The 16,145-nt window shown below is 67.1% G+C and carries 16 protein-coding genes (1 of these 16 only partly in view); all 16 read left to right on the forward strand.

The features are described from left to right. Positions 1–160 precede the first annotated feature (160 nt). Complete coding sequence (gene infC, locus J2S53_RS03730) at positions 161–775, forward strand: translation initiation factor IF-3 (RefSeq protein WP_092632001.1); 615 nt, start codon at positions 161–163, stop codon at positions 773–775. 124 nt (positions 776–899) lie between these two features. Further along, on the forward strand, positions 900–1,094 hold the full coding sequence (gene rpmI, locus J2S53_RS03735) for a 50S ribosomal protein L35 (RefSeq protein WP_092928447.1): 195 nt from the start codon (positions 900–902) through the stop codon (positions 1,092–1,094). 114 nt (positions 1,095–1,208) lie between these two features. Continuing rightward, complete coding sequence (gene rplT / locus J2S53_RS03740; protein WP_456239770.1) at positions 1,209–1,577, forward strand: 50S ribosomal protein L20; 369 nt, start codon at positions 1,209–1,211, stop codon at positions 1,575–1,577. A 78-nt stretch (positions 1,578–1,655) separates the two neighbouring features. Continuing rightward, on the forward strand, positions 1,656–2,474 hold the full coding sequence (locus tag J2S53_RS03745) for a TrmH family RNA methyltransferase (RefSeq protein WP_456239771.1): 819 nt from the start codon (positions 1,656–1,658) through the stop codon (positions 2,472–2,474). A gap of 230 nt (positions 2,475–2,704) precedes the next feature. Continuing rightward, complete coding sequence (gene pheS, locus J2S53_RS03750; RefSeq protein ID WP_092928445.1) at positions 2,705–3,772, forward strand: phenylalanine--tRNA ligase subunit alpha; 1,068 nt, start codon at positions 2,705–2,707, stop codon at positions 3,770–3,772. 70 nt (positions 3,773–3,842) lie between these two features. Further along, complete coding sequence (gene pheT, locus J2S53_RS03755; RefSeq protein WP_456239772.1) at positions 3,843–6,335, forward strand: phenylalanine--tRNA ligase subunit beta; 2,493 nt, start codon at positions 3,843–3,845, stop codon at positions 6,333–6,335. Between the two features lie 205 nt (positions 6,336–6,540). Continuing rightward, positions 6,541–7,566, forward strand: coding sequence for an N-acetyl-gamma-glutamyl-phosphate reductase (gene argC, locus J2S53_RS03760; RefSeq protein ID WP_456239773.1), 1,026 nt, complete (start codon positions 6,541–6,543; stop codon positions 7,564–7,566). Then, positions 7,563–7,970 carry an ACT domain-containing protein gene (locus J2S53_RS03765; RefSeq protein WP_456239774.1) on the forward strand — a complete coding sequence of 136 codons (408 nt, stop codon included), beginning with the start codon at positions 7,563–7,565 and terminating at the stop codon, positions 7,968–7,970. The genes argC and J2S53_RS03765 overlap by 4 nt, the downstream gene beginning before the upstream one ends. Positions 7,971–7,999: 29 nt before the next feature. After that, positions 8,000–9,187, forward strand: a complete 1,188-nt coding sequence (gene argJ / locus J2S53_RS03770) for a bifunctional glutamate N-acetyltransferase/amino-acid acetyltransferase ArgJ (RefSeq protein WP_456242693.1) — start codon at positions 8,000–8,002, stop codon at positions 9,185–9,187. Continuing rightward, a complete protein-coding gene (gene argB, locus J2S53_RS03775) occupies positions 9,184–10,107 on the forward strand; it encodes an acetylglutamate kinase (RefSeq protein ID WP_456239775.1) in 924 nt (307 codons plus the stop codon). The genes argJ and argB overlap by 4 nt, the downstream gene beginning before the upstream one ends. Continuing rightward, on the forward strand, positions 10,107–11,318 hold the full coding sequence (locus J2S53_RS03780; protein ID WP_130467117.1) for an acetylornithine transaminase: 1,212 nt from the start codon (positions 10,107–10,109) through the stop codon (positions 11,316–11,318). Before argB ends, J2S53_RS03780 begins: the two co-directional genes overlap by 1 nt. Beyond that, a complete protein-coding gene (gene argF, locus J2S53_RS03785; protein ID WP_456239776.1) occupies positions 11,318–12,244 on the forward strand; it encodes an ornithine carbamoyltransferase in 927 nt (308 codons plus the stop codon). The genes J2S53_RS03780 and argF overlap by 1 nt, the downstream gene beginning before the upstream one ends. Then, complete coding sequence (locus tag J2S53_RS03790) at positions 12,241–12,744, forward strand: arginine repressor (RefSeq protein ID WP_456239777.1); 504 nt, start codon at positions 12,241–12,243, stop codon at positions 12,742–12,744. The genes argF and J2S53_RS03790 overlap by 4 nt, the downstream gene beginning before the upstream one ends. 63 nt (positions 12,745–12,807) lie before the next feature. Continuing rightward, the gene (locus J2S53_RS03795; protein WP_092980205.1) at positions 12,808–14,004 is read left to right on the forward strand and encodes an argininosuccinate synthase; all 1,197 of its coding nucleotides are present in this window, start codon (positions 12,808–12,810) and stop codon (positions 14,002–14,004) included. An 80-nt stretch (positions 14,005–14,084) separates the two neighbouring features. Further along, complete coding sequence (gene argH / locus J2S53_RS03800; protein ID WP_456239778.1) at positions 14,085–15,551, forward strand: argininosuccinate lyase; 1,467 nt, start codon at positions 14,085–14,087, stop codon at positions 15,549–15,551. 103 nt (positions 15,552–15,654) lie between these two features. Then, positions 15,655–16,145, forward strand: the 5' portion of a protein-coding gene (locus tag J2S53_RS03805) for a DNA-3-methyladenine glycosylase (RefSeq protein WP_456242694.1). The gene runs 124 nt beyond the window's last position; the window shows 491 of its 615 coding nt (coding positions 1–491); the start codon lies at positions 15,655–15,657; its stop codon lies beyond the right edge, outside the window.

The following is a 16,145-nucleotide window of genomic DNA, read 5'->3' on the forward strand; positions in this document are numbered from 1 at the left end:
AGTGGAGCCCCGCTCCCACCCGCGTGGCCGGTTCACAGGCCGCCGGGTCCCGATCCCGCCGAGAACACCGTTCGACGGCGGAATGAAGCGGTATTGCCATACCGGTTCGATCGGTTGGAGTAAAAGGGTCTCGCGGATCCGGCAGGATGCCGCGAGGCGGCTGCATGCTCTAGGGGCGAGCTTCACGCCGCGGTGCAGCACAGAAACGCCATCGAACCGAGGAGACCCCATCAGCTCCGAGACGCGCATCAACGACCGCATCCGTGTGCCCGAGGTCCGGTTGGTCGGACCGAACGGTGAACAGGTCGGCATCGTCCGTATCGAGGACGCACTCCGGCTCGCGGAGGAAGCGGAGTTGGATCTCGTCGAGGTCGCTCCGCAAGCCAAGCCGCCGGTGTGCAAACTCATGGACTACGGCAAGTTCAAGTACGAGAGTGCGCAGAAGGCTCGCGAGTCACGCCGTAATCAGCAGCAGACCGTCATCAAGGAGCAGAAGCTCCGTCCCAAGATCGACCCGCACGACTACGAGACCAAGAAGGGTCACGTTTCGCGCTTTCTCGGTCAGGGTCACAAGGTCAAGGTGACGATCATGTTCCGCGGCCGCGAGCAGTCCCGCCCCGAGCTGGGGTTCCGGTTGTTGCAGCGGCTGGCCGACGATGTCTCAGAGCAGGGCTTCATCGAGGCCAAACCCAAGCAGGACGGCCGCAACATGACCATGGTGCTGGCTCCGCACAAAACCGGTAAAGGCAACAAGAGCAAGGCGAACGCGTCATAACCGTAGCGCGGCAATCGGGTGCCGGGGCCACTGAACGCATCAGGTCGTGGAATCACCCGGAACGCATGCCGGGCGGGATTCTCATCGGGATTCTGCCCGGCGTTCGCACGAAAAGAGGATGATAATGCCCAAGAACAAGCCACACAGCGGCGCGTCCAAGCGGTTCAAGGTCACCGGATCGGGCAAATTGCGCCACGAGCGTGCCGGCCGTAGGCACATCCTGGAAAAGAAGTCGAGCAGGGTGAAGCGTCGATTGAAGGGCACTGACGAGGTGTCGCCGAACGACACCCGGCAGGTCAACAAGATGCTGGGACGCTGAGCTTCGCTCAGTCACGGGTGTAGCCGGGAGCTTGGCCCGCCACACCCTTCGGACCAGTGACAGCCTCATCCGCCGGGGCGGGGCTCCGCCCCCGATGCGATCAGGACGGAACCAATGGCACGTGTCAAACGATCGGTGAACGCGCAGAAGAAGCGCCGCAAGATTCTGGAGTCCGCCAAGGGTTATCGCGGGCAGCGTTCTCGCCTTTACCGCAAGGCCAAGGAGCAGATGCTGCACTCGCAGGTCTACTCCTATCGGGACCGGCGGGCACGCAAGGGCGAGTTCCGCAAGCTCTGGATCATGCGTATCAACGCGGCCAGCAGGCAGAACGGGCTGAGCTACAACAAGTTCATGCAGGGTCTGAAGGCCGCCGAGGTCGATGTCGACCGCAAGATGCTCGCCGAGCTGGCGGTCAACGATCCGCAGGCCTTTACCGCGCTGTGTGACAAGGCGCGTAACAGCCTCCCGGAAGGCACGGTCTGATTGGATCGAGCCGGCGCCCGGCACACCGGTGCGGATCCCGCGGAAGGGCGGGCGAGTCCCGATACGGCTCGTTCGCCGTTGACGGAACGTTCCGCACGGGTCGCTTCCGCTCGTAAGCTCACGCGGCGTGCCGGGCGCGAACGTGCCGGTATGTTTCTGGCGGAAGGCGCCAACGCCGTCCTCGAGTCGCTGGACTCGCGGACGGCGGAGCGGCCTCGCACCGAGGTTCGCGAGGTGTTGGCCACTTCCGAAGGACTGCGACGGGTTCCGGAGATCGCCGAGCGCTGCGCGGCGAGCGGAGTGCCGTTGTGGACCATCACCGAACGAGCGGCTGCCTGCCTCTCCGAAACGGTTACCCCGCAAGGGCTGGTCGCCGTCTGCGAGGCGCCCGCGACGGACACCGCGACCGTGCTGGCTCCCCGGCCCTCCCTGGTGGTGGTGCTGCTCGACATCGCCGATCCGGGTAACGCGGGTACGGTGCTTCGTGTCGCGGATGCCGCCGGTGCGGGTGCCGTGCTGTTCGCGGGCGAGACCGTCGACCCCTACAACGGGAAGGCCGTTCGGGCCTCCACCGGCAGCCTTTTCCACCTTCCGGTGGCTCGGGAACGTGATGCGGACACAGTACTGGCGGCCTGTCGAGGAGCGGGACTGTTGCTGGTCGGAGCCGATGGTGCGGCCCACTCCGATCTGCACACCGCTGAGGAGAGCGGCAGGCTGGACGTGCCGACCGCCTGGGTGTTCGGCAGTGAGGCGCACGGTCTCGGGGAGTACGGTGAACGGTTGGACGTCACGCTGCGCGTGCCGATCTACGGTCGAGCGGAGAGCCTGAACCTGGCCACCGCCGCTGCCGTCTGTCTGTACGCCTCGGCCCGTCGCATTCGTCCGGACGTCGAGTGACCGTTCCGCCGCTCGTGCCGTCTCCCGGCTCGACAGTCCCCCGGAGTTCGCGGCACCCCTGAGTTCGTCGGGCCCGTTGGTTCCGCGGTGTTTCCCCGAACACCCGTACGGGTCGTTTCGCGATTCCGCCGAACCCAATCACATACACTGTCCTCCGAGGGAGTCAGTGTTCACACGCCAAGACCGGTTCGCTCAGGCGGGCCGTCGGATACGGGAGTTACACAGCGACAATGTCTGGAGCCAACGACCCGTACGACCCGAAGGAGGTCGTCGCGCTCGCGCCGGAGACGTTGCAAAACGCGGTCGACGACGCTCGCAAAGCCTTCGACGGCGCCGCTGATCTCGATGAACTCGCCGCGGTCAAGCCGGCGCACCTGGGCGAGCGCTCTCCGGTGTTGACCGCGCGACGCGAGATCGGATCGTTGCCGGCGGAGGAGAAGGCCGATGCCGGTAAGCGGGTCAACGAGACGCGCCAGGCGATCCAACAGGCTTTCGACGCCCGTCACGAGCAACTGCGCGCCGAACGCGACGAGCGGGTGCTGCAGGAGGAGGCCGTCGACGTCACGTTGCCGACCGATCGCGTTCCTTCGGGGGCACGGCACCCGATCACTCAGCTCATGGAACGCGTCGCGGACGACTTCGTGGCGATGGGTTGGCACGTTTCGGAAGGGCCGGAGCTGGAAGCCGAGTGGTTCAACTTCGACGCGTTGAACTTCGGCAAGGACCACCCGGCCCGCACGATGCAGGACACCTTCCACATCGCTCCGGAGGACTCCGGGCTGGTGCTACGCACCCAGACCTCGCCCGTCCAGGTACGTGCCCTGCTCTCCAGCGAGCTGCCCGTGTACCGCGTTTCCCCCGGGAGGGTGTTCCGCACGGATGCGCTCGACGCCACCCACACCCCGGTGTTCCATCAGATCGAAGGGCTCGCGGTGGACCAGGGACTGACCATGGCGCATCTCAAGGGCACGCTGGACGCGTTCGCCCGCGCCATGTTCGGCCCGGACACCTGGACGCGGTTCAGGCCCAACTTCTTCCCCTTCACCGAGCCGTCGGCCGAGATGGATGTCTGGTTCCCGGAGAAGAAGGGGGGCGCCGGCTGGGTCGAATGGGGTGGCTGCGGCATGGTGCACCCCAATGTGCTGCGCGCCTCCGGAGTGGATCCCGAGACCTACACCGGGTTCGCCTTCGGCATGGGAGTGGAACGTACCCTGCAGTTCCGCACCGGCATACCCGACATGCGCGACATGGTCGAGGGGGACGTCCGGTTCACCGAGGCGTTCGGCATCGAATACTGAGTCCGGTCGGGTGCCCGGGCTCTTGCCCGCACCGCCGACCCCACATGATCGAGAGAAGGGCTGCGATCCAGTGCGGATTCCGGTTTCCTGGCTGGCCGAGCATCTTGAGCTGTCCGAGGACACGAGCGTCGACACACTCGCCGAGGCGTTCGTGAGCATCGGGCTGGAAGTCGAGGAGGTCACCCGACTCACCCCGATCACCGGCCCACTCGTCGTCGGACGGGTAGCCGAGATCGAGGAACTGACCGAGTTCAAAAAACCCATCCGCTACTGTCGGGTCGAGGTCGGAAAGTCCGAGACGGGCGAGCAACAGACCCGTGGCATCGTGTGCGGTGCCACCAACTTCAGCGCCGGCTCGCTGGTGGTGGTGGCACTGCCCGGTACGGTTCTCCCCGGTGATTTCGAGATCAGCGCTCGCAAGACCTACGGGCGTACCAGCGAGGGCATGATCTGTTCGACCAGGGAACTGGGAATCGGCGAGGACCACGACGGTATTCTGGTACTTCCTCCCGGCTCCGCCGATCCCGGAAGCCCGGCCAATGAGATCGTCGGCCTGGACGATTCGGTGATCGAGCTGGCCATCACACCCGATCGCGGTTACTGCTTCTCGGTGCGTGGTCTCGCCCGGGAACTCTCCAACGCGTTGGACGTGCCGTTCGGGGACCCCGCGAACCGGGGTATCCCGGATGACGACCGCCCCTCCCGCACGGTGCGGATCGAGGACGCCTCGGCCTGCTCCCGGTTCGTGTTCCGCAGACTGACCGGGGTCGATCCGACCGCTCCGACTCCGTGGTGGATGCAGCGACGACTGGCGCTGGCCGGTATTCGTTCCATCTCCCTGCCGGTGGACATCACCAACTACGTGATGCTCGAGCTCGGCCAGCCACTGCACGCCTGGGACACCGCCAAGCTCTCCGGCGACATCGTCGTGCGCCGAGCCGTGGCCGGGGAGTCCCTCGTCACGTTGGACGGCGTGCGGCGTGACCTCGATCCCGACGACATCGTGATCTGTGACGAGTCCGGTCCCGTCTCCCTCGCCGGCGTCATGGGGGGTGCCAGCACCGAGATCGGGCAGGACACCAATGACGTCCTGCTCGAGGCGGCGAACTGGGAGCCCACGGGAATCTCGCGCATGATCCGCAGGCATCGGTTGCCCAGCGAGGCGGGCAAGCGCTTCGAACGTGGTGTGGATCCCGCTGTGGCCGCCGTGGCGGCGGAGCGCGCGGCCAGACTGCTCGTCGAGTACGGGGAAGCGACCATCAGCGCTGGGCGCACCGATGTGGGTGAACCGCCGCAGCCGCAACCGGTGACGATGCCGCTGGCACTGCCGGACCAGGTCGCCGGTGTCCGCTACGGACGTGGTGTCACCGCCAAGCGGCTCAACCAGATCGGCTGCGGAATCGAGGTGGGTACGTCCGATGACGGTGTCGGTGTGGTGACCGCACTGCCGCCGACCTGGCGCCCCGATCTCACGCAGCCGGCCGATCTGGTCGAAGAGGTACTCCGACTGGAGGGGTACCACACCATCCCGTCCGTCGTTCCCGCCGCGCCTACCGGGAGCGGGCTGAGCGCTACCCAGCGCCGCAGGCGCGCGGTCTCGCGTGCGCTGGCACACGACGGTTACGTCGAGGTGCTGCCGTTCCCGTTCACCGGTGAGGGCACCCTCGACGCCCTGGGAATCGGCGAGGACGATCCGCGTCGACGTACCCTGCGAGCCGTCAACGCCCTCGAATCGGATCGTGCGTTGCTCAGCACCACGCTGTTGCCGGGGCTGCTCGACGCGTCGCAGCGCAACCTTTCCCGTGGCAGGCGTGATCTCGCGCTGTTCCACATCGGGCAGGTGGTGCTGCCCGAGCCGGATCAGCCTTCCGTTCCCGAACTCGGGGTTCGGCAACGTCCCTCGGACGAGCGGTTGGCAGCGCTCCACGCCGCGCTGCCCGCACAACCCCAGCACGTCGGTGTGGTGCTCGCGGGACAGCGGGAGCGTTCCGGCTGGTGGGGTTCCGGCCGGGAGGCGGACTGGTCGGACGCCGTGGCGGCGGCCAGGCTCGTCGCCGAGACGGCCGGAGTGCCGCTGACCGTCTCCGCCGCGGAGCGGGCGCCGTGGCATCCGGGGCGCTGTGCCGCGCTCGAGGTGGACGGCACGGTCATCGGGTATGCCGGTGAGTTGCACCCCAAGGTGGTGGAGGCTTTCGAACTGCCCAAACGGACCTGTGCGATGGAGCTGGACCTCGACGCGCTGCCGGTGACGGACAGGCGTCCCGCTCCGAGCATCTCGGCCTATCCACCGGTGCGACTGGACGTGGCGTTGGTGGTCGACGAGGGTGTTCCGGCCGCCGAGCTCGGGGAAGTGCTTCGCGACGGCGGTGGCGAGCTCATCGAGGACATCCGGTTGTTCGACGTTTTCACCGGTGAAAAGCTCGGTGCCGAGAAAAAGTCGCTGGCGTTCGCGTTGCGGCTGCGTGCTTCCGACCGAACGTTGACCCAGGAGGAGGCGACCAAGGTCCGGGACGCCGCGGTGGCTGCCGCCGACCAGCGGTTCGGAGCGGTGCTGCGCGGTTAACCACAGCGGGCTCGTGCCGACTCGGTTCACCTCGGTGCGGGAGATACCCGCGGCATCGGCTTCGAACGACCGGCTGCGGCTCAGCTCGGGGTGGGTGGTCGCTACGGCGACCACCCACCCCGAGCTTTTCGTCTCTCCGCCCCTCGTTCGTACTTCGGGGGACCCCCTGTTGATTGATTTTGCATTAGAGTGCATAATCATTCGCATGGTTGTACGAGTGGCGGTCGCCGGTGCCAGCGGCTATGCGGGCGGGGAGCTGTTGCGTCTGTTGCTGGCACATCCCCAGGTCGAGATCGGCGCTCTCACAGCGGGGGGAAACGTCGGCAGCACGATCGGGGAACACCACCCCAACCTCACCGAGCTGTCCGACAGGACGCTCCGTGAGACCGACGCCGAGGTCCTCGCCGGTCATGACGTGGTCTTCCTCGCGTTGCCGCACGGGCACTCCGACGTGTTGGCCGATCAGCTCCACGACACCCTGGTGATCGACTGCGGAGCGGATCACCGACTCGAGGATCCGGCGGCCTGGCAACGTTGGTACGGCGGCGAACATCCCGGAAGCTGGCCGTACGGTCTGCCCGAGCTGCCCTGGGCGAGGGAACGAATCACCAAGGCGGACCGGATAGCCGTACCCGGATGTTTCCCGACGGTGACCACGCTCGCGTTGCTGCCCGCCCTGCTCGACGGGCTGGTCGAGCCCGACCTGGTGGTCGTGGCAGCGACCGGGACCTCCGGGGCGGGGCGAGCGCTCAAACCTCATCTGCTCTCGGCGGAAGTCATGGGATCGGCCAGCGTCTACGGCGTCGGTGGGGCACACCGACACACCCCGGAGATGATCCAGAATCTGGGAGCGGCGGCCGGTGAAGCTGTCCGCGTCTCGTTCACACCGATGCTGGCCCCCATGTCGCGAGGCATTCTGGCCACCTGCAACGCACGAATTCGGGAAGGGGTCGATCCCGCTCGGGTGCGGCAGAGCTACACACGTACCTACGAGGCGGAGCCCTTCGTGCGGGTGCTGCCGGAGGGGCAGTGGCCACAGACCTCGGCCACGCTCGGGGCCAACACCGTACACCTGCAGGTCGCCGTCGATGACGACGCCGGAAGCCTGGTCGCCGTCGGTGCCGAGGACAACCTCACGAAGGGCACGGCAGGCGGTGCCGTGCAGTGCATGAACCTCGCCCTGGGGCTTCCCGAGACCGCGGGGCTTTCCACAGCGGGGATGGCGCCGTGACGACACTGACCCTGCGAGCGCACGAACAGCTCCTCGCCGTGGCCACGCCAGGACCGGGTACCGAGCCAGAACTGCCCGCTTCCGGCCCCGTCAACGCCGAGCTCGTCACCGGAAACGACCGTACGCTGGTGTTCGCCTACCGGGATGTCGCCGAGCTCTCCGACTCGTCGATCGTCCAGGGGCCCTTCCGGGCATTGGAGATAGCCGGCCCGTTGGACTTCTCGTTGACCGGCGTCCTGGCCGCTGTGCTGTCCCCGCTCGCGGAGCGCGAGGTCAGTGTGTTCACGCTGTCGACCTTCGACACCGACTGGATCCTGGTCGGGGCGAACGCACTTCCGGACGCCGTGGACACGTTGCGCCGAGCCGGGCACACCGTGGTCGAGCACTTCGAGGGAGAACATTGAGTACGAGTGACGAGCCGATCGACGTCGGCGTGCACGACGCGACCACAGACAGGCGATACGGTGTCACCGGTCCGCGTGGTTTCCGGGCTTGCGGCGTTGCCGCCGGTATCAAGTCCGGCGCCGCCCTCGACCTCGCACTGATCGTCAACGACGGTCCCGGGCAGCAGGCAGCCGGGGTGTTCACCACCAACCAGGTCAAAGCGGCTCCCGTGCTGTGGTCCGAACAGGTGTTGCGGGAGCGGAAGTTGCGTGCCGTGGTGCTCAATTCCGGTGGTGCCAACGCCTGTACCGGTCCCGAGGGATTCCAGGACACCCATGCCACCGCCGAACGCGCAGCGGAACTGCTCGGTACCGGTGCGATCGAGATCGGGGTCTGCTCCACCGGCCTCATCGGGCAACGGCTGCCGATGCCCGCCCTGCTGGAGGGCCTCGACACCGCGGTGACCGGGCTGAACGACACGGAGCGGGCGAGCACCGATGCCGCGACCGCCGTACTGACCACGGACACCCACCCGAAACAGGTCTGCCTCACTCACCCCGACGGCTGGTCGATCGGCGGGATGGTCAAAGGGGCGGGAATGCTGGCGCCGAACCTCGCGACCATGCTCGCGGTCGTCACCACCGACGCCGGTGTCGAAGGCGAGACGTTGCAACGAGCTCTGCGGCAGGCCTGCAGCGGCACTTTCGAACGGCTCGACGTCGACGGTGGCACCTCCACCAACGACACCGTGCTGCTGCTGTCCTCGGGGGCTTCCGAACTCGCTCCCGCCGAGGCCGAGTTCACCAAGCTGCTGACCCGAGTCTGCGGCGACCTCGTCCGACAGCTGCAACACGACGCCGAAGGCGCCACCAAGGCGATCGATATAACCGTCCGCGGGGCAGCCTCGGAGGAGGACGCGGAGAGCATCGCCCGGTTGGTGGCCGAGGACAACCTGGTCTCGGCCGCGCTGTTCGGTTCCGACCCCAACTGGGGACGCATCGCCATGGCGGTGGGGCGCTCCGCGATCACGATCGACGCCTCGGCCATGGAGATCATCGCCAACGGCGTGACGCTTTACTCCGGGGGAACCCCGGTCGCCGACCGCGACACGGTGGATCTCTCCGGACGAGACATCGAGATCGTGGTCGATCTGCGTCTCGGTGACCACAGCGCCACCGTGCTGACCACGGATCTTTCCCACGACTACGTCGAAGAGAACAGCGCGTATTCCACATGAGCAGCACGAGCCACGACGAACGGTTGAGCACGGCCGCCGCGAAGGCCGGCGTACTGACCGAAGCACTGCCCTGGTTGGAGCGGTTCCGCGGTGCCACCGTGGTGGTCAAGTACGGCGGCAACGCCATGACCGACGAAAAGCTCAAGCGGGCATTCGCCGAGGACATGGTTTTCCTACGGCTGGCCGGACTGCGCCCCGTGGTCGTGCACGGCGGTGGTCCGCAGATCACCGAGATGCTCGACCGGCTCGGCATGCCCGGCGAGTTCCGGGGTGGACTGCGGGTCACCTCACCGGAAACGATGGATGTGGTCCGGATGGTCCTCGTCGGCCAGGTCGGCCGTGAGCTCGTCGGACTGATCAACCAGCACGGTCCGCACGCGGTGGGCATGTCGGGTGAGGACGCGCACCTGCTCACCGCCCGCAGACGCAACGCCGTGGTGGACGGCGAACCGGTGGACATCGGGCTGGTCGGCGACGTCGAATCGGTCGAACCGACCGCCGTGCTCGATCTGATCGAGACCGGTCGCATTCCGGTGATCTCCACAGTCGCTCCCGACGCCGACGGTGTGGTGCACAACGTCAACGCCGACACCGCCGCCGGAGCCCTGGCCGTCGCGCTCGAAGCGGAGAAGCTCGTCGTGCTCACCGACGTCGAGGGGCTCTACACCGACTGGCCCGACCGGGAATCGCTGGTCTCGCGACTGGACACCGCGCGACTGACGGAACTGCTGCCGAACCTGGCCTCCGGGATGGTTCCCAAGATGGAGGCCTGCCTACAGGCGGTGACCGGTGGCGTGCCCCGGGCTCACGTGATCGACGGTCGACTCGCTCACTCGGTGCTGCTCGAAGTGTTCACCAGCGAGGGTATCGGCACGATGGTCGTTCCCGGCGAGCCGACCCAACGAAAGGACGATGCCTGATGTCTTCCCAGGAGCAGGGCAATTCCGCTGCCGCGCATCGTTGGCGGGAAGCGATCATGCCCACCTACGGCACCCCGGCGGTGGAGCTGGTAAGCGGTTCGGGATGTACGGTTACCGATGCCGAGGGGAACACCTACCTGGACCTGCTCGGTGGTATCGCCGTGGCCGCCCTCGGCCACGCCCACTCCGCCGTCACCTCCGCAGTGTCCGAACAGATCGCGAAACTCGGTCACGTCTCCAACTTCTACAGCCATGAGCCGGAACTGCGACTGGCAGAGCGGTTGCTCCAACTGGCGTGGGTCGGCGACAACGGCAGGGTTTTCTTCTGCAACTCGGGCTCGGAGGCCAACGAAGCCGCGTTCAAGATCGCCCGGCGCACCGGCCGGCCCAACATCGTGGCCGCGGACGGCGGTTTCCACGGCCGTACCCTGGGATCGTTGGCGCTGACCGGACAACCGGCCAAACAGCGGCCCTTCGAACCGCTGCCCACCGGAGTCTCACACGTGCCCTTCGGGGACGTCACCGCTCTCGACGAGGCGGTCGACGAGCACACCGCCGCGATCGTGCTCGAACCGATTCAGGGCGAGGCCGGCGTGATCGTCCCTCCTGAGGGATACCTGCGATCCGCGCGGGAGATCGCCGACCGCAACGGCGCACTGCTGATCCTCGACGAGGTGCAGACCGGGATCGGACGCACCGGACACTGGTTCGCCTTCCAGCGCTGCGGCATCGTGCCGGACGTGATCACCCTGGCCAAGGGGCTGGGCGGCGGTTTGCCACTCGGCGCCTGCATCGGAGTGGGACGAGCGGCCTTCCTACTGGAACCAGGTCAGCACGCCACCACCTTCGGCGGGAACCCGGTCTGTTGCGCCGCCGCGCTGGCGGTGATCGACACCATCGAGTCCGAAGGGCTGCTGGAACACGTCGCCCGACTGGGCAAGGAAATCATCGCTGCCATCGAGCGTCTCGAGCATCCCGCGGTGAGGGAGGTCCGCGGCGCCGGACTGCTACTGGCCGTCGAACTCAACGACGACATCGCTCCCGCGGCGGTGGAAAGCGCCCGTGATCGCGGCTACCTGATCAATCCCGTCCGTCCGGACACCCTGCGGCTGGCGCCCCCGCTGATCCTGGACGGCCAGCGGGCCAACGATTTCGTCCGCGATCTCGCCGAGGTGCTCTCCGAAGCGGCCCGCGGAGAAGGGAAGAACTGATGCCGCGTCATTTTCTTCGTGACGACGATCTCACACCCGTCGAGCAGCGCGAGATCCTCGACCTGGCCGACGAGTTCAAACACCGCCGAACCGACAACAAACCCCTGGCGGGCCCGAAGTCGGTAGCGGTCATCTTCGAGAAGACATCCACCAGGACACGCCTCTCCCTCGAAACCGGGATCGTCCAACTCGGCGGCCATCCGGTCGTGATCGACGCACGCACGATGCAACTCGGCCGCGAAGAGACGATAGAGGACACCGCACGAGTGCTGAGCCGCTATGTCGATATCGTGGTGTGGCGCACCTTCGCCCAGGCGCGCATCGACGCGATGAGCTCGGCATCCGACATTCCGGTCGTCAACGCGCTCACCAACGAGTTCCACCCGTGTCAGGTGCTCGCCGACCTGCAGACCGTCCGGGAACGACACGGCACCCTCGCCGGGCTGACCCTGACCTACCTCGGCGACGGCGCCAACAACATGGCCCACTCGCTGCTCATCGGTGGAGCGACCGCCGGGATGCACATCCGGATCGCCGTACCCGAGGGCTTCGAACCCGAGCAGTGGGTGCTCGAAGCGGCGCACAAGCGTGCCGTCGAGACCGGAGGCTCCAGCCGTGTGCTGAGCACCCCGCGGGAAGCCGTAGCGGGGGCCGACGTGGTCGCGACCGACTCCTGGACCTCCATGGGGCAGGAGAACGACGGCAAGGATCGGGTCGGGCCCTTCCGGCCGTTCCGGCTCGACGCCGCTCTGTTGGAGGCCACCGGCAAATCCGACACCACGGTGCTGCACTGCCTGCCCGCTCACCGGGGCTGGGAAATCACCGACGAAGTGATGGACGGCCCTGCCAGCGCGGTGTTCGACGAGGCGGAGAACCGGTTGCACACCCAGAAGGCGCTGTTGACTTGGTTGGTGCAGCGACGATGAGCACACGAGTGGCGCGGCAGGCGCGCATCGTCGAACTCGTCACCGGCTCCGAGATCCGCAGCCAGACCGAACTGGTGAGGCTGCTCGCGGCCGACGGCATCGACGTCACGCAGGCCACCCTGTCACGTGACCTCGACGAGTTGGGTGCGGTGAAACTCCGGGCGCCCGACGGGGGACAACCCGTTTACGTCATTCCCGAGGACGGCAGCCCGATCCAGGGGGTGCAGGGCGGAACCGCACGGTTGAGCAGGCTGCTCGGCGAACTGCTCGTCAGCGCGGAGGGATCGGGAAACCTGACGGTGCTGCGAACCCCGCCCGGTGCCGCCCAGTTCCTGGCCAGCGCCATCGACAGGTCCTCGATGGACGAGGTGGCGGGCACTATCGCGGGTGACGACACCCTGCTGGTCGTGGCCCGTGAACCACTCACCGGTGAACAACTCGCCGAGCGGTTACGCGAGCTCGGCGCACAACAGCCCGAGTCGACCGCCACGACGGACTGAACGACACCGCGGTCGAACAGGCACCCGACAACAGCCAGCACAACAGGTACTAGGAGCATCATCATGAGCGACCGGGTCGTACTCGCCTACTCCGGCGGACTGGACACCTCAGTCGCCATCGGCTGGATCGCCGAGGAGACCAATGCCGAGGTCGTCGCCGTGGCCGTCGATGTCGGCCAGGGCGGCGAGGACTTGGAGACGGTGCGCAAGCGAGCGCTGGCCTGCGGCGCGGCCGAAGCCGTGGTCGCCGACGCGCGCGCCGAGTTCGCCGAGCAGTACTGCCTGCCCGCCCTGCAGGCCAACGCGATGTACATGGACCAGTATCCCCTGGTCTCGGCCCTTTCGAGGCCGTTGATCGCCAAGTACCTGACCGATGCGGCTCGGCAACACGGTGCGGACACCGTCGCGCACGGCTGCACCGGCAAGGGCAACGATCAGGTCCGTTTCGAGGTCGGCATCGGAGCACTCGCTCCCGAGATGAAGGTACTCGCTCCGGTTCGTGACTTCGCCTGGACCAGGGAAAAGGCCATCGACTGGGCCGAACGGCACGGCCTGCCGATCGATGTCAGCAACAAGTCCCCCTACTCGATCGACCAGAACGTGTGGGGCAGGGCCGTCGAGACCGGATTCCTCGAGGACATCTGGAACGCGCCCATCGAGGACGTCTACTCGTACACCGCCGATCCGACGCAGTCGCGCGACCCCGACGAGGTGGTCATCACCTTCGATCAGGGTGTTCCCGTGGCGATCGACGGGGCAGCCGTCACCCCGCTGCAGGCGGTCACCGAGCTGAACCGCCGTGCGGGCGCCCAAGGCGTGGGCAGGCTCGACATGGTCGAGGACCGGCTCGTCGGCATCAAGAGCCGGGAGATCTACGAGGCGCCCGGCGCGTTGGCGCTGATCACCGCTCACCGCGAGCTCGAGGCCGTCACCCTGGAGCGTGACCTCGCGCGGTTCAAGCGCACGGTCCAGCAGCGTTGGGGTGAGCTCGTTTACGACGGCCTGTGGTTCTCGCCGCTGAAGACCTCGCTGGACTCCTTCATCGCGGACACGCAGCGCCACGTCTCCGGTCGGATCCGGATGACCCTGCACGCGGGCAGTGCGGTGGTGACCGGTCGCAGCAGTGATCAGTCGCTGTACGACTTCAACCTGGCCACCTACGACGAGGGCGACAGCTTCGACCAGGAACTGGCGAAGGGCTTCGTGCAGCTGTGGGGTCTGCCCAGCAAGATCGCCGCCAAGCGCGAGCAGTACCACTGAACGTTTCCGCCGTGACGGGCATCGCCCCGGTGCCCGTCCAGCCCTGTCCGTGCCGCTTCGCGTTTCCCGAGGAAAACCGCATGTCCCGACAAGACGATTCCGCCACCGACAGCGATCGGTCGGATCCGACCATGCTCTGGGGAGGACGGTTCACCTCCGGCCCCTCCGAAACCATGGCAGCGCTCAGTCTGTCCACACATTTCGACTGGTCGCTCGCGCCCTACGACATCGCGGGTTCGAAAGCCCATGCCAGAGTGCTGCACGGTGCGGGACTGCTCACCGAGTCCGAGCTGGAAGGCATGCTGGCGGGACTGGAGACGCTCGCCACCGATGTGCGTACCGGACGGTTTCTGCCCGAGCCGGACGACGAGGACGTGCACACCGCCCTGGAGCGCGGGCTGCTCGAACGTGTCGGCACCGAACTGGGCGGTAAACTCCGCGCCGGGCGTTCCCGTAACGACCAGGTGGCCACTCAGTTCCGGATGTGGCTGCGTGACGCGGTGCGCGGCATCGTCTCGGCCGTACTCGACGTGATAGACGCCCTCGGCGAGCAGGCGGCCGCCAACCCGAGCGCGGTGCTCGCCGGGCGTACTCATCTCCAGCACGCCCAGCCCGTGCTGTTGGCCCATCACCTGCTCGCGCACTCCCAGGCCCTGCTGCGCGATGTCGCGCGGCTGCGTGACTGGGACGAGCGCACCGCCGTCTCCCCCTACGGTTCCGGTGCTCTTGCCGGATCCTCACTGGGGCTGGATCCCGACGCGGTAGCGAGCGAACTCGGGTTCGAGCACGGGGTGGACAACTCGATGGACGGCACCTCCGCGCGCGATTTCGCCGCGGAGGCGGCCTTCGATCTGGCCATGCTCGGCGTGAACCTCTCACGCATCGCCGAGGAAGTCGTCATCTGGAACACGGCGGAGTTCGGCTACATCACGCTGGACGATGCCTGGGCCACCGGCAGTTCGATCATGCCGCAGAAGAAGAATCCCGACGTGGCCGAACTGGCTCGCGCCAAGTCGGGCAGACTGATCGGAAACCTCACCGGTCTGCTGACCAGCCTCAAGGCACAGCCACTGGCGTACAACCGGGATCTGCAGGAGGACAAGGAACCACTGTTCGACTCGGTTCATCAGCTGCGACTGGTCCTGCCCGCCATGGCGGGCATGCTCGGCACGTTGACCTTCCACACCGAGCGGATGGCCGAGATGGCACCCGCGGGATTCACGCTGGCCACCGACATCGCCGAGTGGTTGGTGCGGCGTGGTGTCCCGTTCCGCGTCGCGCACGAGGCCTCCGGCGAGTGCGTACGGTTCGCGGAGTCGCGTGGTGTCGGGCTCGACGAATTGACCGAGCAGGAACTCTCCCGGGCGCATCCCGAGCTCACGCCGGCCGTTCGTGAGGTGCTGACGGTTCGAGGAGCGGTCTCGGCACGTGACTCACGCGGTGGCACGGCTCCCGATCGCGTCGCCGAGCAGGCTCGGCGGGTCGATGAGCACGTGGCACGACACCGTGCGTGGCTGGACGGCGAATTCTCCCACCGCTCCGGGTGAACCTCCCGCCGTGCCGGATCGGATCCGGGTGTTTCCCGGTCCGGCACGGCTCCGGTTCGTTCCCCGACGTGCGGCACCCGGTAGTGTGCTCGTCGTGATTGAGGTGACACGCTCCGAGACAGCACGTGACCCGCTCCGTGTGGCACGTTTCCTGCTCGGTTGTGAGTTGGTTTCGAACTCGCCCCAGGGGGTGGTTCGTGTCCGGCTCGTCGAGGTGGAGGCGTACCGCGGACAGGACGACCCGGCATCACACTGCTATCGCGGGCGTACCGAACGGAACGCGGTCATGTTCGGGCCGGCGGGTCACCTCTACGTGTACTTCGTCTACGGGATGCACTTCTGCGTCAACGTGGTTTGCCTGACCGACGGGCAGCCCGCGGCGGTGCTCCTTCGAGCCGGTGAGATCATCGAGGGCACCGACCTGGCACGCAGTCGTCGTCCCGCGGTTCGGAAGGAGAGCGCACTGGCCAGCGGACCGGCTCGACTCGCGGGGGTGCTGGGAATCACTCGTGAGTGTAACGGCGCGGACCTGACACGTTCCGACTCACCGATCCGGTTGCTGCGGGGGTGTGCCGTGGAGGACGAGGACGTACG

Source organism: Actinopolyspora lacussalsi (genome assembly GCA_030803735.1).
Lineage (GTDB): Bacteria > Actinomycetota > Actinomycetes > Mycobacteriales > Pseudonocardiaceae > Actinopolyspora > Actinopolyspora lacussalsi.